A 26,267-nucleotide genomic window follows, 5' to 3' on the forward strand; every position below is an offset into this window, starting at 1 on the left:
CCCCTTCTCTCGAGTGCCCTTTGACAATACCCCTGGGGTGTTATCGTGAATATCGTACATACCCCCTGGGGTATCCTCAAGGCAGCGGACGAAGGGCTCCTGAATGTGTGACATCGACGTGGACCGTCTCGACGCGGTCCTTCGTGAGGGCGGCGTGCTGATCGACGTGCGCGAGCCCGCGGAGTACGTCGAGGGGCACGTCCCCGGCGCGAAGCTCATCCCGATGAGCCAGCTGACCTCCCGCCTGGGAGAGCTGGACCGCAAGGCCCAGGTCCACCTGATCTGTGCCACGGGCAACCGCAGCGGCGCCATGACGGACGTGCTGATCGCGCGACGGTTCAAGGCCGTCAACGTGCTCGGCGGGACGAAGGCGTGGATCGAGTCGGGCCGCCCCGTGGAGGAAGGGCTCTCATGAGCGAGCTGACCGTCCTGGCCATCGACACCCCGACGCTCGGGGACCGCAGCTACCTCGTCCACGACGGCGAGGTCGCCTTCGTGGTCGACCCGCAGCGCGACATCGACCGGGTCCTGGCCCTGCTCGAGGAGCACGGCGTGCGGCTCACCCACGTCTTCGAGACGCACATCCACAACGACTACGTGACCGGGGGGCTGGCCCTCGCACAGGCGACCGGTGCGGCGTACCTGGTGAACGCCGACGACGAGGTCTCCTTCGAGCGGACCCCGGTCCTCGACGGCGAGGTCGTCGAGGTCGGCACCCGGATGCGCGTCACCGCGCTCGCCACCCCTGGCCACACCTTCACCCACCTGTCCTACGCGCTGGCCGTCGGCGACGACGGACTCGAGCGCGCGGTGGGTGTCTTCTCCGGCGGCTCGCTGCTGTACGGCGCCACCGGCCGCCCGGACCTCCTCGGGCCGACTCACACCCACGACCTGGTCCGTCACCAGCACGCCTCAGCCCACCGGCTGGCAGACCTGCTCCCCGACGACGCCGGCGTCTTCCCGACCCACGGCTTCGGATCGTTCTGCTCCACACGATCTGGGGGAGCAACCCAGTCCGAGGCGACCGAGTCGACGATCGGGCAGGAGAGGCGGGTCAATCCGGTGCTGACCCACGACGAGGAGACCTACGTCGAGGAGCTCCTCGCGGGCCTGGGTGCCTGGCCGGCGTACTACGCCCACATGGCGCCCGCGAACGCAGCCGGGCCCTCCGCGCCCGACCTGAGCCTGCCCGCCCTCGCCGACCCCGACGAGCTGCGCCACCGGATCGACGCCGGCGAGTGGGTCGTCGACCTGCGCAACCGGACCGCCTTCGCCGCCGGGCACGTCCGCGGCACGCTGAACTTCGGGCTCGACGGCGGGTTCGCGACGTACCTGGGCTGGCTCATCTCCTGGGGCACGCCGCTGACGCTGATGGGTGAGACCGCCGAGCAGGTCGCCGAGGCCCAGCGCGAGCTGGTCCGGATCGGCATCGACCGACCCGCCGCGCACGCCACCGGCAAGCCCGAGGACTGGACCACCGGCGAGCTGGCCGACTTCCCGGTCGCCACGTTCGCCGACCTCGCCCAGGTTCGGCACCACCGCGAGGTCGTGGTCCTCGACGTCCGCCGGGGCGAGGAGCACGACGCGGCCCGGATCGCGGGCGCGGTCAACATCCCGCTGCACGAGCTGACCCGGCGGGTCGCCGAGGTCCCGGCCGGCGAGGTCTGGGTGCACTGCGCCGGCGGCTACCGGGCGTCGGTCGCGGCGTCGGTCCTCGATGCTGCCGGGCGCACGCTGGTCGCGGTCGACGACTCCTTCGACAACGCCGAGAAGGTCGGGCTGCACCTGGTGGGACCGGAGACCGGCGGAGCGGCGTGACCCCAGTCCTGGTCGCCCTCGTGGCCGGCGCGCTGATCGGGCTCAGCCTGGGCGCGCTCGGCGGCGGCGGCTCCATCCTCGCCGTCCCGGTGCTCGTCTACGCGCTCGGCCAGAGCCCCGTGCAGGCGACCACCGGGTCACTCGTGGTGGTGGGGGTGACCTCGCTACTGGGCGCGGTCACGGCGTACCGCTCGGGCAACGTGCTGCTCGGCCGGGGCGTGGCCTTCGGGCTGGTCGCAACCGGTGGCGCGGTCGTCGGCGCCAAGGCCTCGGCGCACGTGCCCGAGGCGGTGCTGCTCGCGGCGTTCTCGGTGCTGATGCTCGCGGTCGGCGGCCTGATGGTGGTCCGTCAGGTGCGCAGCCGCCGCACCGGCGGCGTGCAGCAGGCCCGGACGTTCGACGAGCCGATCATCCGGCTCAGCCCAACCTTCGCCTGCCAGTGCCCGCGGGCGCTGAAGGTGCTGGTCACCGCCACCGCCGTGGGTCTGCTCACCGGCTTCCTCGGCGTCGGCGGCGGCTTCCTGGTGGTGCCGGCCCTGGCGCTCGCGCTGGCGCTGCCGATGGAGTACGCCGCGGGCACGTCGCTGGTCGTCATCACGATCACCAGCGCGGCCGCCCTCGCCGTCCGCGCCGGCACCGGGATGCATCCCGACTGGGGCCCGGTCCTCGCCCTCACCGTTGCCTCGGCGACCGGTGGCGTGCTCGGCGCCCGGCTCGCGGCCCGCGCCGACACCCGCAGGCTCTCTGCCGCCTTCTCCGGCCTGGTCGTCGCGGTGGCCGTCGCCACCGCCGCCCAGGCCCTGCCCGCCCTCGCCTGACCCACCATCGATCCCCGTCCCGACACCCCGATCCATCGACACGAAGGAGACCACCATGTGCCGACCCGTCGTCTGCAAGACCTGCGGCAAGACCACCTGGGCCGGATGCGGCATGCACGTCAACCAGGTCCTGGCCGGCGTGCCCGCCTCCGACCGCTGCCCGGGCCACCCCAGGCCCGAGCGCTCCGGCGGGTTCTGGAGCCGGCTGACCGGCCGGGGCTGACCTTCCCCATGTAACGCGCTGTCCACGGCACAAGTGCGGTGCCCCAAACCCCGCACCAGAGACGTGGACACCGCGTTACAACGGTCGGGGCCACCGGGTTTACGCCGCGGTTAACGATCGCTAACCTAGCCGTGTGACCGAGGACCTCAGGACGCTCGTCGACGACCTCCGCGAACGCCTGGCGATCGCCCGTCAGGGCGGCAGCGAGTCCGCGCGCAAGAAGCACACTGACCGGGGCAAGCTGCTGGTGCGCGACCGTGTGGACCGGCTGCTCGACCCGGGCAGCCCGTTCCTCGAGCTGAGCCCGCTCGCCGCGACCGGGATGTACGGCGCCAGGGACGGCGAGGAGGCCGTCCCGAGCGCCGGTGTCGTGACCGGCATCGGCCGGGTCAGCGGCCGGGAGTGCGTGGTGGTCGCCAACGACGCGACGGTCAAGGGCGGCACCTACTACCCGATCACGGTCAAGAAGCACCTGCGCGCGCAGGCCGTGGCCGCCGACAACCGGCTCCCGTGCCTCTATCTCGTCGACTCCGGCGGCGCGTTCCTGCCGATGCAGGACGACGTCTTCCCCGACCGGGAGCACTTCGGCCGGATCTTCTTCAACCAGGCCAACCTCTCCGCGCAGGGCATCCCCCAGGTCGCCAGCGTGATGGGCTCCTGCACCGCCGGCGGCGCCTACGTCCCGGCCATGTCCGACGAGACCGTCATCGTCAAGGACCAGGGCACGATCTTCCTCGGTGGACCACCGCTGGTGAAGGCCGCGACCGGCGAGGTCGTCACCGCCGAGGAGCTCGGCGGCGGCGACGTGCACGCCCGCACCTCCGGGGTCGTCGACCACCTCGCCGAGGACGACGCGCACGCGCTGGCCATCGTGCGCAGCATCGTGGCGACCTTCGAGCGCCCCACCGCCTCCTCGATCCCGGTCCACGAGGTCGAGGAGCCGCACGAGGACCCCTCGACGCTCTACGACGTGGTCCCAGCCGACACCCGCACGCCGTACGACGTGCGCGAGGTGATCCGCCGGGTCGTCGACGCCAGCCGGTTCCACGAGTTCAAGAAGCTGTACGGCGAGACGCTGGTCTGCGGGTTCGCCCGGATCCACGGCTACCCCGTCGGGATCATCGCCAACAACGGCATCCTGTTCAGCGAGTCGGCGCTCAAGGGCGCCCACTTCATCGAGCTGTGCAACCAGCGCGGCGTCCCGCTGGTGTTCCTGCAGAACATCACCGGCTTCATGGTCGGCCGGGAGTACGAGAACCGCGGGATCGCCCGCGACGGCGCCAAGCTCGTCACCGCGGTGGCCTGCTCGGTGGTCCCCAAGTTCACGGTCGTGATCGGCGGCTCCTTCGGCGCCGGCAACTACGGCATGTGCGGCCGCGCCTACGACCCGCGCTTCCTGTGGATGTGGCCCAACGCCCGGATCTCGGTGATGGGCGGCGAGCAGGCCGCGAGCGTGCTGGCGACCGTGCGCCGCGACGGCCTGGAGGCGCGGGGCGAGGAGTGGTCGACCGAGGACGAGGAGTCGTTCAAGGCCCCCATCCGCGACCAGTACGAGCACCAGGGGTCGCCGTACTACTCCACCGCCCGCCTCTGGGACGACGGCGTCATCGACCCCGCCGACACCAGGCGCGTCCTCGGCATGGGCCTCGCGGCCGCGGCCAACGCGCCGGTGCCCGAGCCCTCCTACGGCATCTTCAGGATGTGATGAACATGAACACCGTCCTGATCGCCAACCGTGGCGAGATCGCCCTCCGCGTGATCCGTGCCTGCCGTGCCGCGGGCGTGCGCAGCATCGCGGTGTACGCCGATGCCGACCTGCTGGCGCCGCACGTGCGCGAGGCCGACGAGGCGGTGCGCGTCGCGAGCTACCTCGACATCGACGCGGTGGTCGCCGCCGCGCTCGAGACGGGCGCCGACGCGATCCACCCCGGTTACGGCTTCCTCTCCGAGCGGGCGGAGTTCGCCCGGGCGGTGGAGAAGGCCGGGCTGAAGCTGGTCGGCCCGTCGTCGGAGGTCATGGAGCGGATGGGCCGCAAGGACGCCGCCCGCGAGATCGCGGTCGCCGCGGGCGTTCCGGTGGTGCCGCGCGGCAGCGGCGAGGACGACGACGGGGCGATGCGGTTCCCGGTCCTGGTCAAGGCCGCCGCCGGCGGCGGCGGCAAGGGGATGCGGATCGTGCGCGAGGAGGCCGAGCTCGAGGGGGCCGTCGCCGCCGCGAAGCGCGAGGCGCTCTCCGCCTTCGGCGACGACACGATCCTGGTCGAGAAGTACGTCGAGCACGGGCGCCACATCGAGGTCCAGGTGCTCGCCGACGCCCACGGCAACGTGGTCCACCTCTTCGAGCGCGACTGCTCGACCCAGCGCCGCCACCAGAAGGTCCTCGAGGAGGCCCCGGCGCCGACCATCTCCCCGGAGGTGCGCCGCACGGTCACCGAGGCGTCGGTCGCGCTGGCCGCCCACGTGGGCTACGAGAACGCCGGCACCGTGGAGTTCCTCCTCGACCCTGAGGCCAATGGGGGCACCGGCGAGGCGTACTTCCTGGAGATGAACACGCGCCTGCAGGTGGAACACCCCGTCACCGAGTCGGTGGTCGTGGTGACCTCGCCCCAGCAGCGGGCGACCGGAGCGCCCGGCACCCCGGTCGACCTGGTCCGGCTCCAGCTGCTGGTGGCGGCCGGCGAGCCGCTGCCGTTCACCCAGGAGGACCTGGCCGTGAGCGGGCACTCGATCGAGGCCCGCGTGTACGCCGAGGATCCCTTCAACGGCTTCCTGCCGCAGGCCGGCACGGCCACGCTGGTGCGCTGGCCGGAGCGGGCCCGCGTCGACGCCGCGCTGGAGAGCGGGCAGGTCGTCAGCACGTCGTACGACCCGATGCTGGGCAAGATCATCGTGCACGGCCCCGACCGCGAGTCCGCCCGCCGGGCCCTGGTCGCGGCGCTCGACGACACCGCGATCCTCGGCGTCACGACCAACACCGGCTTCCTGCGGGCGCTGGCCGTCAGTGACGAGTTCCGCGACGCGACCATCGACACCGCCTGGCTCGACCACCACACCGTGCCGGAGCCGTCGCGCGACCTGGCGCGGCTCTTCGCCGCCTGGATCCAGGCGATGCTCGTCGCCGAGCAGGACACCGGGCACCCGTTCCGGGCCGACGGCTGGCGCTCGGGGAGCGACCCGGCGCCGACCGTGGTCGAGCTCGACGAGACGCTGCTGGTCGACCGGGCCCGCGGCCGGGTCATCGATCACACGGGCGAGCGGGAGGTGCACCAGCTGCTCGCCGAGCGGCACGTGTGCGTGCTCACCGTCGACGGCCGTCGCGAGCGGGCCGTCGTGAACGTGCAGCCGCACATCGTCGAGGCCGTCCACCGCGGCCAGCGGTTCGTCTTCGAGCGGCCCGACGTCTTCGCCGACCACGCCGTCGCGGCCGGGGACGGGACGATCGTCGCGCCGATGCCCGGCACCTTGCTCGACATACGCGTCGAGGCCGGCCAGGTCGTCGCCGAGGGTGACGTGCTCGGCGCGATGGAGGCGATGAAGATGGAGCTGAGCCTCAAGGCACCGTTCGCCGGCACGGTGACCGCCGTGGACGCCGCGCCCGGCGACCAGGTCGCCCTCGGCGCCCGGCTGTTCCTGGTCGAGCCTGACCACCCCCACGAGGAGAGCTGATGCGCACGCCCACCGTGGTGCCCGCCACCCCCGCGCCGGTGGCGCCGATGCCCGACCGGGTCACGATCTACGAGGTCGGGCCGCGCGACGGGTTGCAGAACGAGAAGGCCCTGGTGCCGACCGAGGTCAAGGCGGAGTTCGTGCGCCGCCTCCTCCAGGCCGGGCTGCCCGTCGTCGAGGCCACCAGCTTCGTGCACCCGACGTGGGTCCCCCAGCTCGCGGACGCCGCCGAGCTGATGACGATGCTCGGAGACGCCGGGCGCGACTGCCCCGTGCTGGTCCCCAACGACCGCGGCCTGGACCGGGCGCTGGAGCTCGGGGTGCGGCACATCGCGATCTTCGGGTCCGCGACGGAGACCTTCGCCCAGAAGAACCTCAACCGCAGCCTCGACGAGCAGTTCGCGATGTTCGAGCCCACCGTGCGCCGGGCCCGCGAGCACGGTCTCGACGCGTGCGCGCCTACGTCTCCATGTGCTTCGGCGACCCCTGGGAGGGCGGGGTGCCGGTCGCCCAGGTCGTCGAGGTCGGCAAGCGCCTCTTCGACCTCGGGGCCAGCCAGCTCAGCCTCGGCGACACCATCGGCGTCGGCACGGCCGGCCACGTCACGGCGCTGGTCCGCGCCTTCGTGGAGGCCGGGATGGGCCTCGACCAGCTCGCCATGCACTTCCACGACACCTACGGCCAGGCGCTCGCCAACACCTACGCCGCCCTCCAGGCCGGCGTCACGACGTACGACGCGAGCGCCGGCGGACTGGGCGGCTGCCCCTACGCCAAGAGCGCGACCGGCAACCTGGCCACCGAGGACCTGGTGTGGATGCTGCACGGCCTCGGCATCGAGACCGGCGTCGACCTCGAGGAGGTCGCGGCCGCCAGCGTCTGGATGGCCGGCCACCTCGGCCGCCCCAGCCCGTCGGCGGTCGTGCGTGCCCTCGCCCCGGCCTCGTCGGCCGGTGCGGCACAATCTGGCGCATGAGCCGGGTCGTCTACCTGCACGTCGGTGCCCCCAAGACCGGCACGACCTACCTCCAGGACCGGCTCGGCCTCAACGCCCGCTCCCTGGCCCGGCACAAGGTGCACGTCCCGACCGGGTCCCCGCTGGTGAGCCCGGCGCTCTTCCAGTTCCGGGCCGCGCTCGACCTGCTCGGCCAGGACTGGGGTGGACAGCCCGGGCACGCCGAGGGCGCCTGGGACACGCTGGCCCGCAAGGTGCGGCGGCGCAGCGGCACGGTGATCGTGAGCCACGAGATCCTCGCCCCCGCGTCGCCCCAGAAGGTCGCGAAGGCGATGGCCGACCTCGGCGACAGCGAGGTCCACATCATCTACTCCGCCCGCGACCTGGGCCGCCAGATCCCGGCCGCGTGGCAGGAGAGCATCAAGCAGGGCCGCAAGTGGTCCTACGAGCGCTTCCTGAACCGCTGCGAGCGCGGGAACTCCTGGTTCTTCCGCGCCTTCGACCTCCCCGCTGTCCTCGGCACCTGGGGCGCCGGCCTCCCGCCGGAGCGCATCCACGTGCTCACCGTGCCGCGCTCCGGCGCCGTCGGCGGCGACTCGCTGTGGCTGCGGTTCTGCCGGGCCACCGGCATCGACCCCGCCTGGGCGCCCGTCGACAGCGACCGCGCCAACCGGTCGCTGGGGGTCGCCGAGACGCAGGTCGTGCGCCAGCTCAACCGGCGGATGAAGCGGGCCACCCGCCGCGAGGCGGAGTACGACGAGCTGATCCGCGAGATGCTCGCCCAGGACCAGCTGGTGCGCCGTACCTCGGCACCGGTCCGGCTGCCCCCCGACCGCTTCGACTGGGCCGAGACCGAGACCGAGCGCTGGCTCGACTGGATCACGGGCAGCGGGGTCGACGTGATCGGCGACCTCGACGAGCTGCGGCCGGTGCGCCCGGAGGAGGGCGAGCGCTGGCGCAACCCCGATCGGGTCCGGCCACGCAAGCAGCTGCGCGCCGCCCTGGACGCCCTGGCCGCCATGACCGAGGAGGCCGCCGGCCGCACCGACCCGGAGCGGCAGCTGGTCCGGCGGGTCCGCACCCAGGCCCAGCGGCTGCGCCACTCGTGAGCGCCGCGGACGAGGACACCCCGGGCGTACGCCGTGCCTGGGGTTGGGTGGGCCACCTGCGCGACGGCGGCACCACCCCCTGGGACGACTGGTCGGGTCAGGGGCCCGCGGGCGGACGCGTGCTGCCCGGAGCCCAGCAGCTCGAGCTGCTGCGCCGCCTCAACGTCGCCGGTGCCCCCTCGCCCACGCTGGTCGAGCGGGTGGTGGCAGCCTCGGCGCCGGGCCGCGGCCGACCCGACCTCGAGCTCGAGGGCTCCGTCGAGCGCCGCCGCTTCGGCCCGCCCCCGGTCGACCCGGGGCACCTGCCCGATGACGAGCTGCTCCGGGTGGCAGCCGCCCTGATCGCCGAGGACGTCGTCGCCACCGACCCGGAGCCGGTGGACGGCCCGGGCTGGGTGCGGCCCTGGCGCCGGCGCTACCGGCTGCTCGGCGACCCGGCGCTGACCGCGCCGTGGCGACACGAGCTGGTGGCCCGTGGTCGTCCGCCCGGCGGCCGCGGCGCCCTCGTGCTCGTCCTCGGCACGGACCTGACCCAGATGCTGGCCGACGTGTGGGAGCACCGCTGCTTCGGCGAGGGTGGCGCGGCCTGGAGCCGCTGGCTGGACTCGCTCGGGCGCCGCGACACGCTGCCGCCGCGGGCCGACCTGCTCCACATCGCCCGGACCTGGTCGGCCCGGTCCGGTCGTCGGGTGGAGGTCGTCCTCGACCCGACAGCCCTTCCCGGCCTCGTGGGGGTCCGGCGTCTCGCCGCGCCCCCCGCGCCGGTCTCCGCCGACGCCGCCGACCTGGCCCGCCGGGTCTCCGCGGTGCTCGGCCTCCTCGTCGACCGCCACCGGCGCGAGGTGCTGCTGCGGCGGGCCCTTCGGCCCCGGCTGGCCAGGCTGGGCGGCGCGCCGGTCGTCGTACCCCCGGAGCACCTCGGGTGGCTGGACGACCGGGCGGTGGCGATGCGTGAGGGTCTGCTCGGCGCTGGATACGCTGTGCACGGCGACCCCGACCTGCTGTTGCCCCGGACGCGTCCCGGCGCGGTCGAGCCGTCCGACGCGGGCGTGCTGGCGCTGGCGCTCCGGCTGCTGCTCGAGGGCGTGGCGCCGCGGAGCGGGGACGACGCCGGGCAAGACAGCACCCACGACCGCGAGGAGACGACGAGTGACCAAGCGGGTCCTCCTGCACGTCGGCACCCCCAAGACCGGGACGTCGTACCTGCAGGACGTGCTGTTCCGCAACAAGCGGGTCCTCGCCGAGCACGGGATCCTCTATCCCGCCGAGCGGTTCGACGACCAGTTCCTCGCGGCGCTCGACCTGATGCGGCTGCCGTGGGGCGGCCTGGAGAGCGAGGCGGTCGGGGCCTGGGACCGGCTGGCCGAGCAGGTGCGCGGCTGGAAGGACACCGCGATCATCAGCCACGAGATCCTCGCGACCGCCTCCCGGTCCCAGGTCGGGCGCGCGCTCGAGTCGCTGGGCCACCACGACGGCACCGAGATCCATGTCGTCCTCTCGGTGCGCGACCTGGTCCGCCAGATCCCCGCCGAGTGGCAGGAGAACGTCAAGCACCGCCGGACGATCAGCTACGCCCGCTTCCTCGAGGAGGTGCAGGACCCGCGGCGCGAGAGCCGCATCGCCACCTGGTTCTGGGGCGTGCAGGAGGTGCCCGACATCCTCGACCGGTGGGGCCACGACCTGCCCCCCGAGCGGGTCCACCTGGTGACGGTGCCGCCGCCGGGCGGGCCGCGGACCCTGCTCTGGGAGCGCTTCAGCGCCACGTTCGGGCTCGACGGGCTCGAGCTGGACCTGCAGGCCGAGCGCGCCAACCCGTCGCTGGGCGTGCCCGAGACCGCGCTGCTGCGCCGGATCAACCAGGCAGTCAACCGCCGGCTCGACCCGCCCGACTACCGGCCCCTGGTCCGCGAGCTGCTCGCGCACCAGACGCTGTCCCAGCGCACCGACTCGCCCCGCCTCGCGCTGCCCCCGACCGTGCACCCGTGGGCGCAGGACCTCGCCGCGGCCTGGGCGGGCGAGATCAAGGAGCGTGGGTACGACGTCGTCGGCGACCTCGCCGACCTCGTGGGGCCGCCCGCGCCCCGCGACGTGGGAGGACCCGGACCAGCCGCGCGAGAAGCAGGTCGCGGGCGCCGCGCTCGACGCGATCTCCGCGCTGCTGCTGGAGAACGCGCGGCTGCGCCACGTGGAGGAGCGGCTCGGGGGCGAGCTGCACGAGGCCAACCGGGCGCTGGAGCGTGCCTACCTGCGCCCGACGTACCGCTTCCGGGAGAAGACCGTGCGCCGGCTGCAGGCGAGCCGGGCCGGTCGCGGGATGCTGAAGCTCTACCGAGCGGCGCGGGGCAGGAGCTCGCGGTCCGCGTAGCGGCCGATCCGCCAGGTGATGAACCCGTCGGCGCCGGCGCCGACCAGACCGCCGACCACCGGCACCCGCCGCCCGACCGTCGAGGCGAGCCGCTTGCCGGCGACTCGGGCGATCAGGTTCGAGGCCACCTCGGCGGGGATGATCCGGTCGAGTTCCGGGTCGTGGACCAGCGCGGTGGCGAGCGCCATCGGCGGCGCCGGCATCCGGCGCTTCTTCACGAGGGCGTCGATCTCGTCCTCGCCGAGCAGGCAGGCCAGGATCGCGTTGCGGACCCGCGGGTCGTCGAGGTCGTAGCCGCGCAGGTGGGCGATGCCCGCGATCATCCGGCACTGGATCAGCGCGAGCCCGGTGATGTTGGCGGGCATGGCGAAGGCGGCCGTGACCAGGCCGCCGAGGTTGGTGACGAAGCCCTGGGCGCCGGCGTAGCGGACGTGGTTCTCGATCACCTCGTGCACGGCGCGGTCGACGTGGCCGCGCTGCTCAGCGAGCTGCTTCTCGGCCGCGTGGGCGGCCGGCGGGAGCGGTCCGACCCCGTGGATGGCCCGGTGCAGCGCCTCGCGCACGAATGCCGTGGTCAGGCCGGGGAGGGCGTCCGGGATGTGGGGGGCCAGCCGCTTCCCGATGCTGCTGCTCGCGCTCATGCCTCGATCCTAGGAGACGCCTCCATGCCGCCTTTCCCACGGCTGATCGCACTACGGTGGGCGCCGTGCCCAACGAGTCGCCCCGGTCGTCGGCCCCGCAGGGGCCTCCGGTCGAGCCGCCGCCCTCCGTGTGGACCTTCGGCGACCCCCGGGACTTCGACCCGTTCGACGACCTGGTCGCCATCGGGGCCGACCTGGCCCCCGGCACGCTGCTGGCGGCCTACCGGCGCGGGCTGTTCCCGATGCCCTCGGGGACGCCGGGTGACCCGACGTACTGGTTCTGCCCGGTCAACCGCGGCGTGCTGCCCCTCGACGGGCTGGTGGTCTCGCGGTCGCTGCGCCGGGCGACGCGCGACTTCGAGATCCGTGTCGACACCGCCTTCGAGGAGGTCGTGGACGCCTGCGCGGACCCCGGCCGGGAGGCGGGCTGGATCGACGAGGACATCAAGGGGGCGTACCTCCGCCTGCACGAGCTCGGCTGGGCGCACTCGGTGGAGGCGTGGCAGGGCGACCGGCTGGCCGGCGGGCTGTACGGCGTGGCCATCGGCGGGCTCTTCGCGGGTGAGTCGATGTTCCACCGGGTCCGGGACGCCTCCAAGGTCGCCCTGGTGGGGCTGGTGGGGCTGCTGCGCGACGAGTACGCCGACGACCGGCTGCTGGACGTGCAGTGGCGGACGCCACACCTGGCCAGCCTGGGCGTGGTCGAGATCACCCGGGCGGCGTACCTGCGGCGGCTGAGCATGGCCCTGACAGCGCCCTGGCCTGCGGTTTTGCGGGTCTGAGAGGTTCGGCGGCCACCCACGGCCGAGGCCGCTCCGGGCCGCTGCCCGGTGGTTCCTGAGGGGGCCGGGCGGCCGCTGACAGGCTTTCCTCAGGTTCGCGTGACAGAGTCGACGACTTGCCCATGCCGAAATCCAGGAGGGGACCGAACCTCATGAAGTACGCCCTGATCGCCGCCGCCCTGCTCTCGCTCGGTGGTGTCGCCGCCGGTTGCGGGGGCAACAGCGACTCGGCCAGCAGTGCGGACGCGAGCCCCACCAGCTCCAGCTCCGCCTCGACGTCCAGCAGCGGCTCCGCCGACGACCTGTGCACCGCGCTCACCGCGGGCTCGTCCATCAAGGACGGCGCCGACGTGGCCGACTTCGCCGCCGGCCTGGAGAAGGCGGGCACCCCGTCGGACATCCCGGCCCAGGCCAAGCAGGGCTTCGACACCTACGTCGGCGTCCTGAAGGGGATCGACCCGAAGGCCACCGCCCAGGACCTGAAGAACATGAAGAACGTCAACCTGAGCAAGACCGAGCAGACCAACGTGCAGGCGTTCCTGTCCTACGCCTCGCAGACGTGTGCCCCCTCGGCGCCGTCGGCTCCGTCGACCACGGCCCCGTCGGCTCCCTCGAGCAGCTCCAGCAGCGCCGGCTGATCCCAGCCTCAGCCACCTGCCCGGAGCGCCGCTCCGCGCGACCTCGACAGGCCGCACCCCCGCGGGGCGCGGCCTGTCGTGCATGAATCCCCGGCCATGGGGCAGGGTGTCGGTCGAGACGGACCGACGAAGGAGAGCTCCCCATGAAGCACGCACTGATCGCAGCCACCCTGGTGCTGGTCGCCGGCACCACCGCGGGCTGCGGTGGAAGTGACGGCCCGCCCGCCGACGCGTCCAAGGACGACTTCTGCGGCAACTTCAAGTCCATCGCCGCGGACATGGGCAAGCTCGGCGCGGACGCGAAGGACTCCGACGTCGTCAAGGCGATCAAGGACGCCGGGAGCAAGCTCGAGGACACCGGCACGCCCAGCGGGATCCCCGACGATGCCCGCAAGGGCTTCGAGCTGGAGGTCAAGAAGATCGACGGGCTCGACGACAACGCCACCAAGGACGACCTCGACAAGCTGGGCTCGGACCTGAGTGACACCGAGCAGAAGCAGGTCGACGCGTTCAACAAGTACGTGGACGACACGTGCGGCACCGGCGACAGCAGCAGCAGCCAGTGATGCCGGGCCCCGCGGGCCGGGTCAGACCACCCGCGGGGGCCCGTCGGTCTCGGTGACCATCGGGCGACCGGCGCCGGCCCACTCGATCATCCCGCCGTCGAGGTTGACCGCGTCGATGCCCTGCTGGACGAGGTAGCCGACCGCCTGGGCCGACCGGCCGCCGATCTTGCACACGACCAGCGCCTGCCCGTCGGGAACCTCGTCGAGGCGGTGGGGGAGCTGCATGAGCGGGATGTGGAGCGCCCCCTCGATGTGGCCGTGCTGCCACTCCACGGGCTCGCGCACGTCGAGGACGACCAGCCCGTCCGGGATCGGGTCGGGCACGCCGGCGACGGTCACGGTCGGGATCTGGCGCATGGTCTCTCCAGGGTCGGTGAGCATCACTTCAGGAGTCGGGACATCCGGCGGTCCGCGAGGGGCTTGCCGCCGGTCTGGCAGGTCGGGCAGTACTGCAGGCTCGAGTCGGCGAAGGACACCTCGCGCACGGTGTCGCCGCAGACCGGGCACGGCAGGCCGGTGCGGCCGTGGACCGCGAGGTGGGACTTCTTCTCGCCCTTCAGCTCGCTGGCCGCGAGGCCGGCGGAGCGCTGCACCGCGTCGCCGAGGACGGTGCGGATCGCGTCGTACAGGGTCTGCAGCTCCTCGTCGTCGAGGCTGTTCGCCGGCTTGAACGGCGACATCCGTGCGGCGTGCAGCAGCTCGTCGGAGTAGGCGTTGCCGATGCCGGCGATGGTGCCCTGGTGGCGCAGCACGCCCTTGATCTGCTTGCGCCCCTCGCGCTCGAGGATCCCGCGGAGCACGTCGATGGTGAACTCGTCGGCGAGCGGGTCGGGGCCGAGGCTGGCCAGGCCCGGCACGTCGCCGGGCTCGCGGACGATGTACATCGCCAGGCTCTTGCGGGTGCCGGCCTCGGTGACGTCGAGCCCGGCGCCGTCGTCGAGGACGATGCGCACCGCGAGCGGGGACTTGTTGCTCGGCTTGGGCGGGACCGTCGGGACCTCGTCGCGCCACCGGATCCAGCCGGCGCGCGCCAGGTGGAGCACGAGGTGCAGCCCGGAGGCCTGGATGTCGAGGTACTTCCCGTGCCGGGTGACGTCCTCCACCAGGGTGCCCTCGAGGGCGGAGAGCGGCGGGTCGAAGGTCTTCAGCGCGCTGAACGCGGCGACGTGCACCTTCACGATCGCGCGGTCCCGCAGCCGGCCCCTCAGGTCCAGGGCCAGCGCTTCCACCTCGGGCAGCTCGGGCACGCGGGACAGTGTAGGTCGCTCCGGTGACAGCGGGAGTTGGCCGAATCTCTGGTGCGGCCGCCGTCGGCGCAGCATGATGGGCCCATGGCCACCGCGCGTCCCCTGCCGGAGGCGGGGTCGATCTACCTCGACGCCCGCGGCGGTGACCGCGCGCTCCGGGTCTCCTGGCACCACGAGGCCGGCCTCGTCGTGCTCTCGCTGTGGCGCGACAACGTCTGCTCGGGGTCCTTCCGGCTGGCGGTCGACGAGGTGCCGGAGCTGATCGACATGCTCCGCGACGGCCTCGACCGGGCGTACGACGCCTCAGTGACCCAGCCGCTGCGGCGGCGTACCCCGCCGGTGGCGCACGGCGCCTGACTGCCCGCGCCGGTCTTCATGCCGGTCTCTTCGGGTAGTCCCCGCCGTTCGGCACGTCGGGAATCGGTATGCCACGTGCCGAACGGCGGGGACTACCCGGTAGCACGCCACTTCTACGCCACGCGAGGCAAATCTACGGTTGTCGCTAGACACGCCGATACCGTCCTAGGCGTGGACCCGATCCGGAACCCCTACGCGCCCGGCGCCGGGCAGCGACCCCCCGAGCTGGCCGGCCGCGACGAGCAGCTCCAGGCCTTCGACATCGTGCTGGAGCGGGTGGCCAAGGGGCGCCCGGAGCGCAGCCTGGTCCTCACCGGCCTGCGCGGGGTCGGCAAGACCGTGCTCCTCAACGCCCTGCGCTCCTCGGCGGTACGCCGCCGGTGGGGGACCGGCAAGCTCGAGGCGCGGCCGGACCAGAGCCTGCGCCGACCGCTGTCCAGCGCGCTGCACCAGGCGGTGCGCGAGCTCGGCCACCCGCAGGAGGACGACGTCGACCACGTCCTCGGCGTGATCAGTCCTTCGCCCAGCGCGAGGCCGGCGCCAACGCGAAGCTGCGCGACCAGTGGAGCCCCGGGATCGACGTCCCGGCCGTCAAGGGCCGCGCCGACTCCGGCGACATCGAGATCGACCTCGTCGAGCTGCTCACCGAGATCGGCGGGCTGGCCAGTGACGTGGGCAAGGGGATGGCGTCTTCATCGACGAGATGCAGGACCTCGGCCCCGACGACGTCTCCGCACTGTGCGCGGCCTGCCACGAGATCAGCCAGTCGGGGTCGCCGGTGATCGTCGTGGGCGCGGGCCTGCCGCACCTGCCGGCCGTGCTGTCGGCGAGCAAGTCCTACTCGGAGCGGCTGTTCCGCTACCAGCGCATCGACCGGCTCGCCCGCGACGCCGCCGACCGCGCGCTGAGCACGCCCGCCGAGGACGAGGACGCAGCGTACGCCGAGGACGCGCTGGCCGCGATGTACGCCGCGACCGGCGGCTACCCCTACTTCATCCAGGCCTACGGCAAGGTCGTGTGGGACCTCGCGCCGCGCTCGCCGATCACCGCCGAGGACGTCGCGGTCGCCGCGCCGGAGGCCGAGCGGGAGCTGGCGGTCGGGTTCTTCGGCAGCCGCTACGAGCGGGCGACGCCGGGGGAGCGGGAGTACCTGCGCGCCATGGCCGACGCCGCCGTCGCGATCTCACAGCGGGGCGAGGAGCAGCTCGACGACATCCAGAGCGTGCCGACCGCCGAGGTCGCCACCGCACTGGGCAAGAAGCCGCAGTCGCTCTCGCCGGCGAGGGACGCCCTGCTGAAGAAGGGGCTGATCTACTCCGGTGAGCGCGGGCGGATCGCCTTCACGGTCCCGCACTTCGGCCGCTACCTGCTCCAGCACGCCTGACCCGGCTGGTCCTGCGCGGTCAGCGCGCCTCGAGCAGCGTCTCCCCGCCCTCATCCCCGATCGCCACGAAGCCGAGGCGCTCGTAGAGGGCGCGGGCACGGGGGTTGTCGTGCTGCACGGTGGCCCGGGCGGGCAGGCCGGCGTGGTGCGCCTCGACGACGAGCTGCTCGATCAGGTGCGTGCCGATCCCGTGCCCCTGGTGCGCGGGCAGCAGCTGGATGCCGGCCACCTCGACGAACTCGGGGGTGCGCACGACCCGCAGGCGGCCGGCCCGCTCGCCCTGGATCTCGATGACGTACGTCGTGCCGTGCTCGAGCCCCGGTGCCGCGACCTGCGCCGCTGTCGACGCGGTGAACCTCGCCCGCCACGCGTGCTCGTCGAAGTCGGCCGGCAGCCGGTTCTGGGCGCTGGTCGCCACGATCACCACGTCGGTGAGGAAGACGATGTCGTGCTCGGTCGCGGTGCGCACGTGCACGGACGGCATGGGGGTCACCGGTTCGAGGCTCACAGGGGGAAGGTACGGCGCCGGGCGCCCCGACACATCACGTTCCGGGGGTACGTCGACGAACTCCCGCGCCACGCTCCCGAGGGAGTCGCCGTCGCAGAGGTGCGGGCACCAGCGACAATGGCCGCCATGAGGCCGCAGGTCGTCGCCCACCGGGGTGCCAGCCACGAGAAGGCCGAGCACACCCTGGGGGCCTACCTCGCGGCGCTCGACGACGGCGCGGAGGCGCTCGAGTGCGACGTCCGGCTCACCGCCGACGGGCACCTCGTGTGCGTCCACGACCGCGACCTGCGGCGTACGGCGAGCACCCGCGGCATCGTCTCCACCATGGAGCTCAAGGACCTCGACGAGCTCGACTTCGCCTCGTGGAAGAACCCGTGGTCCGAGATGGACGACGAGGCCCCCGAGCGGGACGAGGCCCTCGACCGGGTGCTCACGCTGCGCAAGCTGCTCGAGACCGCCGCCGACTACCACCGGCCGGTGGAGGTGGCGATCGAGACCAAGCACCCCACGCGGTACGCCGGCCTCGTCGAGCGCCGGGTCGTGGACCTGCTGCGCGACTTCGGCTGGGACGCCCCGGGCTCACCGGTCCGGGTGATGAGCTTCTCGTGGACCGCACTCCAGCGGATCGAGCGGCTCGCGCCGGGGGTCCAGCTGGTCCAGCTGCTCGAGCGGGCGCAGTACTGGCCGATGCTGCGCGGGGTGATCGGCGAAAGCTGGATCGTGGGCCCGGGCATCAAGGAGCTCCAGGACCACCCGAAGCTGGGCCGCCGGATCGCGCGCAGCGGCCACGAGATGCACGTGTGGACCGTCAACACGCGCGCGGAGCTCCAGCTGTGCATGGACCTGGGGGTCACCGCGGTCATCAGCGACCGCCCGGCGTACATCCTCGACCTCCTGGACGGTCGCTGAGCCTGGTTGTCGCACGGACGCGATCGCCGTATAGGTTCGCGCCCATGGCCAAGCGCTCCCGCACCAAAGCCCGTGACTCCCAGCCCGCCCAGGGCGAGGTCGGCCCCCGCCAGCCCTGCCCCTGCGGCTCCGGCAAGCGCTACAAGGCCTGCCACGGCGCCGCCGGTGGCGCGCCCGCCGTCTTCGTGAACCGCCCGTTCGAGGGCATGCCCTCCGAGTGCGACGTGGTGGCGCTGCGCGAGCTGGTGCCCGCGGCGACCGCCCCGCTGACCCTGAAGGAGGCGGACGCCCAGGGGCGCAGCGTGCAGCTCTGCTCGCTGCTGCCGATGGCGGCCCCGGCGATGGTGCGCGAGAGCGGCCAGGTCTGGCTGGGCCTGCAGGTGCAGCACAACTTCGGCGACCCGGCCCGCGACCTCGGCGCGGTGCTGCTCAAGGCGCTCGCCACCGACGAGCCCGGGATCGTCGGCCTCACCGACCCGCCCGGTGAGGGCCCCCGCCTGCAGGACCTCGTCACCGGTGACGCGCTCGACATCACGGTGCACGACGGGTTCGAGTACTGGATCGCCGACGTCGAGGACCAGTCGGGCATGGCGGCCGCCCTCGAGCAGGCCAACGCGGCGGCCCTGCCGACGGCCCGCCTGACGTCGGTCGAGGCGGCGTACTGGACCAACGTGGGCTCGAAGGAGCACCTGCGCTGGGTGATGCCCGAGCCCGAGGACCGGCTCCTCGACGCCCTCGCCCGCCTCCACGCGGCCGGCAAGGACGACATCGCCCCCGGGTCGCGCTTCGTCGGCATGTTCCGCGCCCACGGCCTGCTCGCGCCGGTCTGGGACCTCCCGGTCGGCACCGGTCCGGAGCCGCTGGAGGAGCCGGCCGAGCGGTTCGCCGCGGACCTCGCCGAGGCCCTGGCGGACGAGTCGCCCCTGACCGCCGAGCAGCGGTCCGCACGGTCGGGTCTGGCCAACCGTCAGGTCACCATTCGCTGACCGAGGGCGTGATCGACGAGGTGAACGGCGACTTTGTCGTGGATCACCTCGAAAATCTCGGGCCAGGCATTGTGTGACCAACCTCAGTCCCGTAGATTTTCAACTGCCCGGTCGTTGTTGTGTCCCCCGTCGACAACGGCCGGGCTTTTCAATTTCTCCCGCTGGCCGTTCCTCCGGGCCCGCCCGCCGCTGCGTCGTCAGCCACTCTCGCGGGACCGGCGCAGGACCAGCCTCCGCACCCGGGGCGCGAGATCCACACCCGAGTCCCGGAGCCCACGAGCCGCCGAGGGCGACAGACCGGCGCTGACGTCCGCCACCGTCACTTCGTGGTCGGGGACATGGTCGACCAGCACCGGCAGGCCGGGTTCGACCTCGCCGGGTTCCAGCACCCGGCACATCGCCCCGACCCGCCCGGACCGGTGGAGCTCACGGTGGAAGCCGGGCACGCCGACGTGCAGCGAGAGGTTCGGGCACGGTGTGCGCGGGGCCCGCACCTCCAGCAGGACCTCGCCGACCAACCACCGCTCGCCGATCCGCGCCCCGCTGACGTCCAGGCCCGACGTGCGGAGGTTCTCGCCGAAGAGTCCCGGACGCGGAGCGTCGCCCAGCAGCTCTGCGAAGAGCGCCGCCTCCTCGTCGGCGTACACGTAGACCGCTGCGTCGGGTCCGCCGTGGTGCCGGTCCCGCTGCGTCGCCGGCCAGGCCCGCCTCGTCGACCCGCACGCGAGCCGTGCGGGGGCGCTTGTCGATCGCGGTCTCGTGGTAGTGGCCGGGCTTGACCCGGTGGACCACGCAGACCGCTGTGACCTCTGCCGTCATGGATCAAGGATGCGTCGCGGCAGCGGGACCGGGTTGACCGGGTTTGCTCGACTCTCGGGGCTCAGCGCCGCCGGAGCACCCACGGCTGCAGCTTGGCGTAGCCCTTGACCGGGGTGCGCCGCAGCCGGCGGAAGCCGTAGGCCGCGTCGCCGGTCTCGTCGGTGGCCTCCTCCTCGTCCGGCGACCTCCCCGAGAGCGCCTCGTAGGCGCCCCGGTCGACGAGCACCGTGCCGGGGCGGGCCACCGAGGTGAGCCGGGCGGCGATGTTGACGACCGGTCCGTAGACGTCCCCGAGGCGGCTGACCACGTCGCCGTAGGCGAGTCCCCCGCGCACCTGCGGGAACCGGTCCTCGGGATCGGCTCCCCGCTCGACCAGCCGCAGCGCGATCTCCGCGGCAGCCGAGGCGTCGTCGGCGACGAAGAGCACCTCGTCGCCGATGGTCTTGATGATCCGTCCGCCGTGGTCGACGACCAGGCCGGCGGCCTCGTCCTCGAAGTGCTCGAGCCAGTCGACGAGCTCGCTCTCGGCGAGGGTCTTGCTGTGGGAGGTGTAGCCCACGATGTCGAGGAAGCAGACCGCCTGGCTGACCGCGGAGCCGGTCGAGTCGACCGCCAGCAGCCGGTTGGTGGCGCTGGCCAGGTGGCGGCGCCAGATGTAGCTCTGGAGCTTCTCCACCCGGGGGAGCACCGACGCGGCGAGCTCGGTGAGCCGCTTCTCCGGGTCGGGGCCCTCGATGGCGACCTCGGTGAGGAGGCTGGTCTGCCACTCCGCGAGGCGGGCGTAGCTGCGGCCCCAGGTGCGCACCAGGGCGGCCTGGGAGTCGGCGCCGAGGATCCCCAGCTCCACCAGGTCGTGGGTCAGCCGCAGCGCCTCCACGTCGGCCTCGGTGAAGGCGAGGGCGTCGTCGGTCTGGTTCGGGAAGCCGAGCAGCCGCCACAGCTGCTCGGCGATCTCGAGCGGTACGCCCGCCTGCTCCGCCACCTGTCCGCGGGTCAGCCCCGGCTCGGCGCCGAGCAGGAAGCGCTCGACGACCTCCAGGGCGTTGCTCAGGTCAGGCAGCTCCACCCGGGCGGAGGAGTCGTCCTCCGTCGCGGTGGCCGGGTCGTCGGCTGCGCTCACTCAGCCCGGCTGATGCGCTCGTCGGCGGCGGTGCGCAGGGCCGTGGCGAAGGCCGGGATCTCCTCGCAGAGCCGGCGCACCGACTCGTCGGTGAAGTGGATCAGCTCGAGCGGAGTCAGCGCGACGATCGAGGCGGTGCGCAGCGAGTGGTTGACGATCGCGGCCTCGCCGATGATCTCGCCGGCGCCGAGCTGGGCGATCTCCTCGCCGTGACGGCGCACCGACACGGTGCCGTCGAGCAGGATGTAGGCCTTGTCGGCCGGGGTCTTCTCCCAGATCGGTGACCAGCCCTGCGGCACCTTGACGGCGGTGCCGGCGGCGCTGATGCGGGCCACTTCCTGGGGCGTGAACGATTCGAAGAACGAGACAGCCATGGACGTGCCTTTCGGGTCGGTCCTCCCGGTCGGGATCCTTCCGCGATCGGGAGGGGAGTGTCCAGCGCTGGTCCCAGTTCCCTTCGTCACCTTCGGCCCGCCCTCAGGGCACCGGCAGCGGCTCCCGGGAGATCGGACAGCTCATGCAGCGCGGCCCGCCGCGGCCGGACCCGAGCTCGGACCCGGCGATCCGGACCACCTCGATGCCGGCCTCCTCGAGCCGGTCGTTGGTCTCGTCGTTGCGCTCGTAGGCGACCGCCACCCGCGGGGCCAGGGCCAGGGTGTTGTTGCCGTCGTCCCACTGCTCGCGCTCGGCGGTGACCGGGTCGAGGCCGGTGTCGATCTGGTGGAGGGTGTCGATCTCCATCGCCTTGGCTGCCGCCACCAGGAAGGGCTCGGCCTCGGCGACGTGGAGGACCAGGTCGCCCTCGGCGGGGGACCCGTCGGCGGTGGTGACGGCGTACGCCTGGAGGGAGTCGGCGACGTTGGGGTACATCACGATCTTGTCGACGTCGACCATGGTGCAGACGGTGTCGAGGTGCATGGTCGCCCGCTCCTGGGCGATCGGGACCGCGAGCACCGTGTGCGCAAGGTTCGCGTGGAAGACCTGGCGGGCCAGGCGCTCCACGCCGGCGGGGGTGGTCCGCTCGCCGACGCCGACGGCGATGACGCCGGGGGCGAGCAGCAGCACGTCGCCACCTTCCACGTGCTCGTGGTGCCAGCCGTGGATCTTGCGGGTGCCGCGGAAGCGCGGGTGCTCGGTGTAGATCAGCTCGGTCAGCTGGGTCTCCCGGGCGCGCGCCGGCATCGCCAGCGAGGTGACCGCGACCCGGTCGCGGACCCACACGCTGGAGTCGCGGGTGAACAGCAGGTTGGGCAGCGGGTCGATGAGGAAGTCGTCGCTGGCGAAGAGCGAGGTGACCAGCCCGAAGCCGCCGCGGACCTCGTCGTTGCGGATCCCGGCGGTGAGGTAGCCGGTGAGCTCCTCGGGCGAGGCGTCGCGCAGCGCGTGTGCGAGGTAGGTGCGCATGGTGTCGCCGAGGTGCAGCCCGGAGAGAGCGGTGGTGATCGCGTGGTTGCGGGCCACCTCGCTCTCGAGCGTCTCGGTGAGCAGATCGGTGAGGTAGAGCACCTCCACGTCGCGCTCGCGCAGCGCCGCGGCGAAGGCGTCGTGCTCCTCCTGGGCGCGCGCCACCCACGGGATGCCGTCGAAGAGCAGCTTGTCGTTGTTGCGCGGCGTCAGTCGCTTCAGCTCCGGTCCGGGGCGGTGGAGCATGACGGTCTGGAGCCTGCCGACCTCGCTGTCGGCACCGTGCTGGGTCATGCCGAGCACTCTAGTGGCGCGACGGTCGGAGCCTCGCGTCGAGCACTCCTCAGGCGGCGACGAGCTCGTACGTCGTGAGCACCGCGAGCAGCAGGCACACGGCCGCGCCGAGGTAGTGCAGCGCGTGCAGCGAGATGAACTTCAGCAGGGTCCGGCCGGCGATCGCGGCCAGCCCGCTGACCACGAGCAGCGCGCCGAGGGCACCCACGAAGACGCTCGCGGGCGCGTCGTACTTGGCGACCAGCGAGATCGTCAGCAGCTGCGAGAGGTCGCCCCACTCGGCCGCGAAGAGGATGAGGAAGCACGTGAGCACGGCCCTCCAGCCGGTCGCGGCGGTCGCCTTGGCGGCGAACTCCTCCTCGTCCTCGCTGGCCTGGTGGTGGCTGCGGCCCTCGCGGAAGAGCAGCACCGCCCCGGCCAGGAAGATCACGGCGGCGACGGCGCGCACGATCTCCTCCGGCAGGTAGGTCACGGCGTGGCCGAGCAGCACCGCCACGATCGTCTGCACCGTGAACGCGAGGCCGACACCGATCCAGACCAGCAGCGGCCGGTACTTCGTGGCCAGCACGAGGGTCGCGACGAAGGTCTTGTCCGGCAGCTCGACGACGAAGATCGCGGCGAAGGTGAGGGCGATGACCACGAGGTCCATGCGGGTGTCAGGGCTCCTGTCGAAGGAAGGTCCGGCTCGCGGCCACGGCGTCGTTGAGGACGTCGAGCACGGGCCGGCCGAGCGCGGCGGCAGCGCGCGCCACGTCGTCGTACTCGGGCTGGGCGTTGACCAGCACGCCGTCGTGGCGGGCCAGCTTGACCGCGACCGGCTGGCCGTCGATCTCGACAGCGACCATCTCACGCTCCAGCGCGTGCTTGCCCAGCGGCTGCTCGCGCAGCCCGATCGTGGAGGTCTGCCGGAAGATCTCGGCCCGGACCGCGGCGGCGCGGTCGGCGGCGACCAGGACGCTCAGCGTGTGTGCCGGGCGGCCCTTCTTCATCAGGATCGGCGTCAGCCAGGCGTCCGAGGCGCCCGCCTCGAGCAGTGCCGCGATCACCGCCGGCCAGACCCGCGGGTCGAGGTCGTCGACGTTGGTCTCCACCAGCAGCGGGGGCGCCCCTGCGCCGATCGGAGCGGCGTCGGTGGTCGCGCCTGTCGAGACGAGCAGCCGCAGCACGTTCGCGTGACCCTCGGGGTCCCGCCCGCCGGCCCCGACGCCGATCACGTCGGTCGTCATCGCGGGCTGCGGTCCCCACCCGGTCGCCAGCGTGGTCAGGAGGGCGGCGCCGGTGGGGGTGCACAGCTCCATGGCAGGGGCGCCGCTGGGTCCGGCGTACGACGGGACTCCGCGCAGCAGCTCGGCGACCGCGGGCGGGGGCACGGGCAGCGTGCCGTGCGCGCCGCGGACCGAGCCGGAGCCGACGGCGACCGGTGAGACGACGACCTCGGCCGACCCCAGGTGCACGAAGCCCGCGCAGACTCCGACCACGTCGGCGATCGCGTCCAGGGCACCGACCTCGTGGAAGTGCACCTCGTCCGGGTCGTGGCCGTGGACCGCGCCCTCGGCGCCGGCGAGGCGCTCGAAGGTGCGCAGCGCCAGCTCGCGCACGTCGGTGTCGAGGTCGGCGTCTGCCAGCAGCGCGCGGACGTCGCGCCAGGTGCGGTGGTCGACCGAGTCGGCGACCTCGACGTGGCAGCGGGTGGCGGCGAAGCCGTTGCGGGTGACCTGTTCGACGCGCAGCCCCACCGGCTCCGGCGCGATCGCGTCGACGGCGGCCTGGAGGACCTCGACGGGCACCCCGGCACCCGCCAGCGCGCCGAGCAGCATGTCGCCGCTGGCGCCGGAGGAGGCGTCGACCCAGATGGTCACGAGGCGTCCGGCCGCGGAGCGGCGTTGCGGGCCACCCGCGCGGCGAAGACGCCGGCGCCGTAGCCGTTGTCGATGTTGACCACGGTCACGCCGGGGGCGCAGGAGTTGAGCATGCCGAGGAGGGCGGCCACGCCGCCGAAGGAGGCGCCGTACCCGACGCTGGTGGGGACCGCCACGAGGGGGACGCCGCTCAGCCCGCCGACGACCGAGGGCAGGGCACCCTCCATCCCGGCCACGACGACGAGGCAGTCGGCCGAGGCCAGCCGGTCCCGGACGCCCAGGAGGCGGTGCAGGCCGGCGACGCCCACGTCGTCGATCCGGTCGACGCCGGCGCCGTGCACCCGGATCGTGAGGGCCGCCTCGGCGGCCACCGGGGCGTCGGAGGTGCCGGCGCTCAGGATCGCCACGGTGCCGCGGGCCGCGGGCAGCGGGCCGAGGGTGACCGCCCGGGCGACCCGGTCGACGACCGCTTCCGGGAGTGCTTCGGGGACGGTCGCGAGCGCCTCCTCCGACAGCCGGGTCGCGAGCACCGCACGGTCGGGGTGCCGCTCGTGCAGCGTGCGCAGGATGGTGACCAGCTGCTCGGGCGTCTTGCCCGCGCCGTACACGACCTCCGGGTCCCGGTGCGCGCCGCGCGGTCGACGTCGAGGCGCGCGAAGCCGAGGTCGGCGACGCGCGGGTCGGGCCCAGAGTCGGGCACAGGGTCGGGCCGCGAGCTGGCTGGGTGGTCGGGCTTGTCCACGGGAGGAACCTACCCGTCCGTCGGGCCGCGTCCACGACCAGTGCGTTGCGACTGTCGGTGGCCGGGTGTTGGCTGGGAGCACGGGCAAGTCACCCACCAGACGATCAGGAAAAGAGGCACCACCCATGCCGAAGATCGAGGCCTACACCCAGGGCACCCCAGCTACGTGGAGCTGACGACGCCGGACCAGCAGGCCGCAAAGGCCTTCTACGGGTCGCTGTTCGGCTGGGAGATCGAGGAGGTGCCGCTCGACGACCAGGGCAACGTCTACCTCGCGGCGGAGAAGGAGGGTGACTCCGTCGCCGGCATCGCCGGGCAGATGCCCGAGCTGGCCGGCCACCCGGCGTTCTGGGGCGTCTACCTCGCGGTCGACGACGTGGACGCCACGGCGGCGAAGGTCGCCGGGGCCGGCGGCAACGTCGAGGCCGGCCCCTTCGACGTGATGGAGCTCGGCCGGATGGCCTCCATCCAGGACCCCACGGGCGCCCGAGTCAACCTGTGGCAGGCAGGGCAGACGATCGGCACCACCCGCGCCAACGAGCCGGGGACCCCGCAGTGGAACGAGCTGGTGAGCCCGGACCTGCCCACCGCGACGAAGTTCTACACCGACGTCCTCGGCGTCGAGTGGGAGTCGATGTCCATGGAGGGCGGGGACTACCTCTGCCTGGTCTCGGGTGGCCGGCAGGTGGGTGGTGCGATGGTCCCCCCGATGGAGGGCATCCCCCCGCACTGGAACGTCTACTTCGGCACCGACGACACCGATGCCGGCGTGGCCCGGGCGGTCGAGCTCGGCGCCGACGTCGTCGCACCGGCCTTCGACGTGCCGGGTGTCGGGCGCTTGGCGGTGCTCGCCGACCCCCAGGGCGCGATGTTCAACCTCATCCAGCCGGTGCCACCGAGCTGAGGGCCCAGCGGTTGCTCACTCGGTCCGGAACGGGTCCGCGGGGTAGACGCCGAGGATCTTGACGTCGGTGGTGAAGAACGCGAGCTCCTCCAGCGCGCGCCTGACCGGCAGGTCGTCGGGTGTCCGTCGACCTCGGCGAGGAACTGGGTGGCCGTG

General features: G+C 73.1%; 27 protein-coding genes and 3 pseudogenes. 19 read left to right on the forward strand and 11 right to left on the reverse strand.

What is annotated here, in order from left to right:
- Window positions 1–103: 103 nt before the first annotated feature.
- The 10 genes and pseudogenes from H0S67_RS00460 (at window position 104) to H0S67_RS24090 (ending at window position 10,951) form a co-directional block, all read left to right on the forward strand.
- Entirely contained in the window at window positions 104–415 is a 312-nt protein-coding gene (locus tag H0S67_RS00460; protein ID WP_180934999.1) for a rhodanese-like domain-containing protein, read from the forward strand.
- Window positions 412–1,818 carry an MBL fold metallo-hydrolase gene (locus H0S67_RS00465; protein ID WP_180935000.1) on the forward strand — a complete coding sequence of 469 codons (1,407 nt, stop codon included), beginning with the start codon at window positions 412–414 and terminating at the stop codon, window positions 1,816–1,818. Before H0S67_RS00460 ends, H0S67_RS00465 begins: the two co-directional genes overlap by 4 nt.
- Window positions 1,815–2,636: a sulfite exporter TauE/SafE family protein gene (locus H0S67_RS00470; protein WP_180935001.1), complete on the forward strand. Its 822-nt coding sequence runs from the start codon at window positions 1,815–1,817 to the stop codon at window positions 2,634–2,636. Before H0S67_RS00465 ends, H0S67_RS00470 begins: the two co-directional genes overlap by 4 nt.
- A gap of 55 nt (window positions 2,637–2,691) precedes the next feature.
- Complete coding sequence (locus H0S67_RS00475; RefSeq protein WP_180935002.1) at window positions 2,692–2,859, forward strand: hypothetical protein; 168 nt, start codon at window positions 2,692–2,694, stop codon at window positions 2,857–2,859.
- A 133-nt stretch (window positions 2,860–2,992) separates the two neighbouring features.
- On the forward strand, window positions 2,993–4,564 hold the full coding sequence (locus tag H0S67_RS00480) for a carboxyl transferase domain-containing protein (protein WP_180935003.1): 1,572 nt from the start codon (window positions 2,993–2,995) through the stop codon (window positions 4,562–4,564).
- Window positions 4,565–4,569: 5 nt separating this feature from the next.
- Window positions 4,570–6,525 carry an acetyl/propionyl/methylcrotonyl-CoA carboxylase subunit alpha gene (locus H0S67_RS00485; RefSeq protein WP_246355001.1) on the forward strand — a complete coding sequence of 652 codons (1,956 nt, stop codon included), beginning with the start codon at window positions 4,570–4,572 and terminating at the stop codon, window positions 6,523–6,525.
- A gap of 47 nt (window positions 6,526–6,572) precedes the next feature.
- Window positions 6,573–6,917 (forward strand): annotated as a pseudogene (locus H0S67_RS26315) (beta/alpha barrel domain-containing protein); the annotation flags it as partial.
- A 59-nt stretch (window positions 6,918–6,976) separates the two neighbouring features.
- Entirely contained in the window at window positions 6,977–7,498 is a 522-nt protein-coding gene (locus H0S67_RS24085; protein ID WP_246355002.1) for a beta/alpha barrel domain-containing protein, read from the forward strand.
- Window positions 7,495–8,586 carry a hypothetical protein gene (locus H0S67_RS00495; RefSeq protein ID WP_180935005.1) on the forward strand — a complete coding sequence of 364 codons (1,092 nt, stop codon included), beginning with the start codon at window positions 7,495–7,497 and terminating at the stop codon, window positions 8,584–8,586. The genes H0S67_RS24085 and H0S67_RS00495 overlap by 4 nt, the downstream gene beginning before the upstream one ends.
- A gap of 2,029 nt (window positions 8,587–10,615) precedes the next feature.
- Window positions 10,616–10,951 (forward strand): hypothetical protein, encoded by a 336-nt coding sequence (locus tag H0S67_RS24090; protein WP_246355003.1) that lies wholly within the window; start codon window positions 10,616–10,618, stop codon window positions 10,949–10,951.
- On the opposite strand, the gene H0S67_RS00505 is transcribed toward H0S67_RS24090, so the two are convergent.
- Window positions 10,912–11,592 (reverse strand): EcsC family protein, encoded by a 681-nt coding sequence (locus H0S67_RS00505; protein WP_180935006.1) that lies wholly within the window; start codon window positions 11,590–11,592, stop codon window positions 10,912–10,914. The genes H0S67_RS24090 and H0S67_RS00505 overlap by 40 nt on opposite strands.
- Before the next feature lie 65 nt (window positions 11,593–11,657).
- Here H0S67_RS00505 and aat point away from each other — a divergent pair, with 65 nt between their 5' ends.
- The 3 genes from aat to H0S67_RS00520 all read left to right on the forward strand — a co-directional run bounded on the left by aat (window position 11,658) and on the right by H0S67_RS00520 (window position 13,578).
- Window positions 11,658–12,374 (forward strand): leucyl/phenylalanyl-tRNA--protein transferase, encoded by a 717-nt coding sequence (gene aat / locus H0S67_RS00510; RefSeq protein WP_343050259.1) that lies wholly within the window; start codon window positions 11,658–11,660, stop codon window positions 12,372–12,374.
- 152 nt (window positions 12,375–12,526) lie between these two features.
- Window positions 12,527–13,012 (forward strand): hypothetical protein, encoded by a 486-nt coding sequence (locus H0S67_RS00515; RefSeq protein ID WP_180935008.1) that lies wholly within the window; start codon window positions 12,527–12,529, stop codon window positions 13,010–13,012.
- Window positions 13,013–13,155: 143 nt separating this feature from the next.
- Window positions 13,156–13,578: a hypothetical protein gene (locus tag H0S67_RS00520; RefSeq protein ID WP_180935009.1), complete on the forward strand. Its 423-nt coding sequence runs from the start codon at window positions 13,156–13,158 to the stop codon at window positions 13,576–13,578.
- A gap of 21 nt (window positions 13,579–13,599) precedes the next feature.
- On the opposite strand, the gene H0S67_RS00525 is transcribed toward H0S67_RS00520, so the two are convergent.
- Together H0S67_RS00525 and H0S67_RS00530 are read right to left on the reverse strand one after the other, a co-directional pair.
- Window positions 13,600–13,935: a rhodanese-like domain-containing protein gene (locus tag H0S67_RS00525; RefSeq protein WP_180935010.1), complete on the reverse strand. Its 336-nt coding sequence runs from the start codon at window positions 13,933–13,935 to the stop codon at window positions 13,600–13,602.
- Between the two features lie 23 nt (window positions 13,936–13,958).
- Complete coding sequence (locus H0S67_RS00530; protein ID WP_180935011.1) at window positions 13,959–14,825, reverse strand: Fpg/Nei family DNA glycosylase; 867 nt, start codon at window positions 14,823–14,825, stop codon at window positions 13,959–13,961.
- An 84-nt stretch (window positions 14,826–14,909) separates the two neighbouring features.
- Here H0S67_RS00530 and H0S67_RS00535 point away from each other — a divergent pair, with 84 nt between their 5' ends.
- From H0S67_RS00535 to H0S67_RS27685, 3 genes and pseudogenes are all read left to right on the forward strand, one after another.
- Window positions 14,910–15,182 carry a hypothetical protein gene (locus H0S67_RS00535; RefSeq protein ID WP_180935012.1) on the forward strand — a complete coding sequence of 91 codons (273 nt, stop codon included), beginning with the start codon at window positions 14,910–14,912 and terminating at the stop codon, window positions 15,180–15,182.
- An 18-nt stretch (window positions 15,183–15,200) separates the two neighbouring features.
- Window positions 15,201–15,638 (forward strand): annotated as a pseudogene (locus H0S67_RS27680) (ATP-binding protein); the annotation flags it as partial.
- A 247-nt stretch (window positions 15,639–15,885) separates the two neighbouring features.
- Window positions 15,886–16,566, forward strand: a complete 681-nt coding sequence (locus H0S67_RS27685; protein ID WP_246355004.1) for a hypothetical protein — start codon at window positions 15,886–15,888, stop codon at window positions 16,564–16,566.
- Window positions 16,567–16,585: 19 nt separating this feature from the next.
- On the opposite strand, the gene H0S67_RS00545 is transcribed toward H0S67_RS27685, so the two are convergent.
- Window positions 16,586–17,074 (reverse strand): GNAT family N-acetyltransferase, encoded by a 489-nt coding sequence (locus H0S67_RS00545; protein WP_180935013.1) that lies wholly within the window; start codon window positions 17,072–17,074, stop codon window positions 16,586–16,588.
- A gap of 126 nt (window positions 17,075–17,200) precedes the next feature.
- On the opposite strand from H0S67_RS00545, the gene H0S67_RS00550 reads away from it, so the two are divergent.
- Together H0S67_RS00550 and H0S67_RS00555 are read left to right on the forward strand one after the other, a co-directional pair.
- Window positions 17,201–17,983: a glycerophosphodiester phosphodiesterase gene (locus H0S67_RS00550; RefSeq protein ID WP_180935014.1), complete on the forward strand. Its 783-nt coding sequence runs from the start codon at window positions 17,201–17,203 to the stop codon at window positions 17,981–17,983.
- Between the two features lie 44 nt (window positions 17,984–18,027).
- Window positions 18,028–18,969, forward strand: a complete 942-nt coding sequence (locus H0S67_RS00555) for a DUF5926 family protein (RefSeq protein WP_180935015.1) — start codon at window positions 18,028–18,030, stop codon at window positions 18,967–18,969.
- 197 nt (window positions 18,970–19,166) lie between these two features.
- Here the strand turns inward: H0S67_RS00555 and H0S67_RS00560 are convergent.
- From H0S67_RS00560 to larB, 7 genes and pseudogenes are all read right to left on the reverse strand, one after another.
- Window positions 19,167–19,640 (reverse strand): annotated as a pseudogene (locus tag H0S67_RS00560) (MOSC domain-containing protein); the annotation flags it as partial.
- 209 nt (window positions 19,641–19,849) lie between these two features.
- Complete coding sequence (locus tag H0S67_RS00565) at window positions 19,850–20,908, reverse strand: adenylate/guanylate cyclase domain-containing protein (protein WP_246355005.1); 1,059 nt, start codon at window positions 20,906–20,908, stop codon at window positions 19,850–19,852.
- The gene (locus H0S67_RS00570) at window positions 20,905–21,282 is read right to left on the reverse strand and encodes a cyclic nucleotide-binding domain-containing protein (RefSeq protein WP_180935017.1); all 378 of its coding nucleotides are present in this window, start codon (window positions 21,280–21,282) and stop codon (window positions 20,905–20,907) included. Before H0S67_RS00570 ends, H0S67_RS00565 begins: the two co-directional genes overlap by 4 nt.
- A 103-nt stretch (window positions 21,283–21,385) precedes the next feature.
- Complete coding sequence (locus tag H0S67_RS00575) at window positions 21,386–22,606, reverse strand: arginine deiminase (RefSeq protein ID WP_180935018.1); 1,221 nt, start codon at window positions 22,604–22,606, stop codon at window positions 21,386–21,388.
- Window positions 22,607–22,655: 49 nt separating this feature from the next.
- On the reverse strand, window positions 22,656–23,255 hold the full coding sequence (locus tag H0S67_RS00580; protein ID WP_180935019.1) for a TMEM165/GDT1 family protein: 600 nt from the start codon (window positions 23,253–23,255) through the stop codon (window positions 22,656–22,658).
- A gap of 7 nt (window positions 23,256–23,262) precedes the next feature.
- Entirely contained in the window at window positions 23,263–24,465 is a 1,203-nt protein-coding gene (gene larC, locus H0S67_RS00585; protein ID WP_180935020.1) for a nickel pincer cofactor biosynthesis protein LarC, read from the reverse strand.
- On the reverse strand, window positions 24,462–25,073 hold the full coding sequence (gene larB, locus H0S67_RS00590; protein WP_343050261.1) for a nickel pincer cofactor biosynthesis protein LarB: 612 nt from the start codon (window positions 25,071–25,073) through the stop codon (window positions 24,462–24,464). Before larB ends, larC begins: the two co-directional genes overlap by 4 nt.
- Window positions 25,074–25,373: 300 nt before the next feature.
- Between larB and H0S67_RS00595 the strand changes: the two genes are divergently transcribed.
- On the forward strand, window positions 25,374–26,111 hold the full coding sequence (locus tag H0S67_RS00595) for a VOC family protein (protein ID WP_219635413.1): 738 nt from the start codon (window positions 25,374–25,376) through the stop codon (window positions 26,109–26,111).
- The last annotated feature ends 156 nt before the right edge of the window (window positions 26,112–26,267 follow it).

Source organism: Nocardioides ungokensis (assembly GCF_013466985.1).
GTDB classification, from domain to species: Bacteria; Actinomycetota; Actinomycetes; order Propionibacteriales; family Nocardioidaceae; genus Nocardioides; species Nocardioides ungokensis.

Excerpts from the sequence above, each read along its gene's own strand:
- H0S67_RS00570 (WP_180935017.1), bottom strand. The coding sequence starts at position 21,282 with ATGGCTGTCTCGTTCTTCGAATCGTTCACGCCCCAGGAAGTGGCCCGC.
- H0S67_RS00520 (WP_180935009.1), top strand. The coding sequence starts at position 13,156 with ATGAAGCACGCACTGATCGCAGCCACCCTGGTGCTGGTCGCCGGCACC.
- H0S67_RS00485 (WP_246355001.1), top strand. The coding sequence starts at position 4,570 with ATGAACACCGTCCTGATCGCCAACCGTGGCGAGATCGCCCTCCGCGTG.
- H0S67_RS00460 (WP_180934999.1), top strand. The coding sequence starts at position 104 with ATGTGTGACATCGACGTGGACCGTCTCGACGCGGTCCTTCGTGAGGGC.
- H0S67_RS00580 (WP_180935019.1), bottom strand. The coding sequence starts at position 23,255 with ATGGACCTCGTGGTCATCGCCCTCACCTTCGCCGCGATCTTCGTCGTC.
- H0S67_RS00465 (WP_180935000.1), top strand. The coding sequence starts at position 412 with ATGAGCGAGCTGACCGTCCTGGCCATCGACACCCCGACGCTCGGGGAC.
- H0S67_RS00495 (WP_180935005.1), top strand. The coding sequence starts at position 7,495 with ATGAGCCGGGTCGTCTACCTGCACGTCGGTGCCCCCAAGACCGGCACG.
- H0S67_RS00555 (WP_180935015.1), top strand. The coding sequence starts at position 18,028 with ATGGCCAAGCGCTCCCGCACCAAAGCCCGTGACTCCCAGCCCGCCCAG.
- H0S67_RS00475 (WP_180935002.1), top strand. The coding sequence starts at position 2,692 with ATGTGCCGACCCGTCGTCTGCAAGACCTGCGGCAAGACCACCTGGGCC.
- H0S67_RS00575 (WP_180935018.1), bottom strand. The coding sequence starts at position 22,606 with ATGACCCAGCACGGTGCCGACAGCGAGGTCGGCAGGCTCCAGACCGTC.
- H0S67_RS00505 (WP_180935006.1), bottom strand. The coding sequence starts at position 11,592 with ATGAGCGCGAGCAGCAGCATCGGGAAGCGGCTGGCCCCCCACATCCCG.
- H0S67_RS00515 (WP_180935008.1), top strand. The coding sequence starts at position 12,527 with ATGAAGTACGCCCTGATCGCCGCCGCCCTGCTCTCGCTCGGTGGTGTC.
- H0S67_RS27685 (WP_246355004.1), top strand. The coding sequence starts at position 15,886 with ATGCAGGACCTCGGCCCCGACGACGTCTCCGCACTGTGCGCGGCCTGC.
- H0S67_RS00525 (WP_180935010.1), bottom strand. The coding sequence starts at position 13,935 with ATGCGCCAGATCCCGACCGTGACCGTCGCCGGCGTGCCCGACCCGATC.
- H0S67_RS00535 (WP_180935012.1), top strand. The coding sequence starts at position 14,910 with ATGGCCACCGCGCGTCCCCTGCCGGAGGCGGGGTCGATCTACCTCGAC.
- H0S67_RS00550 (WP_180935014.1), top strand. The coding sequence starts at position 17,201 with ATGAGGCCGCAGGTCGTCGCCCACCGGGGTGCCAGCCACGAGAAGGCC.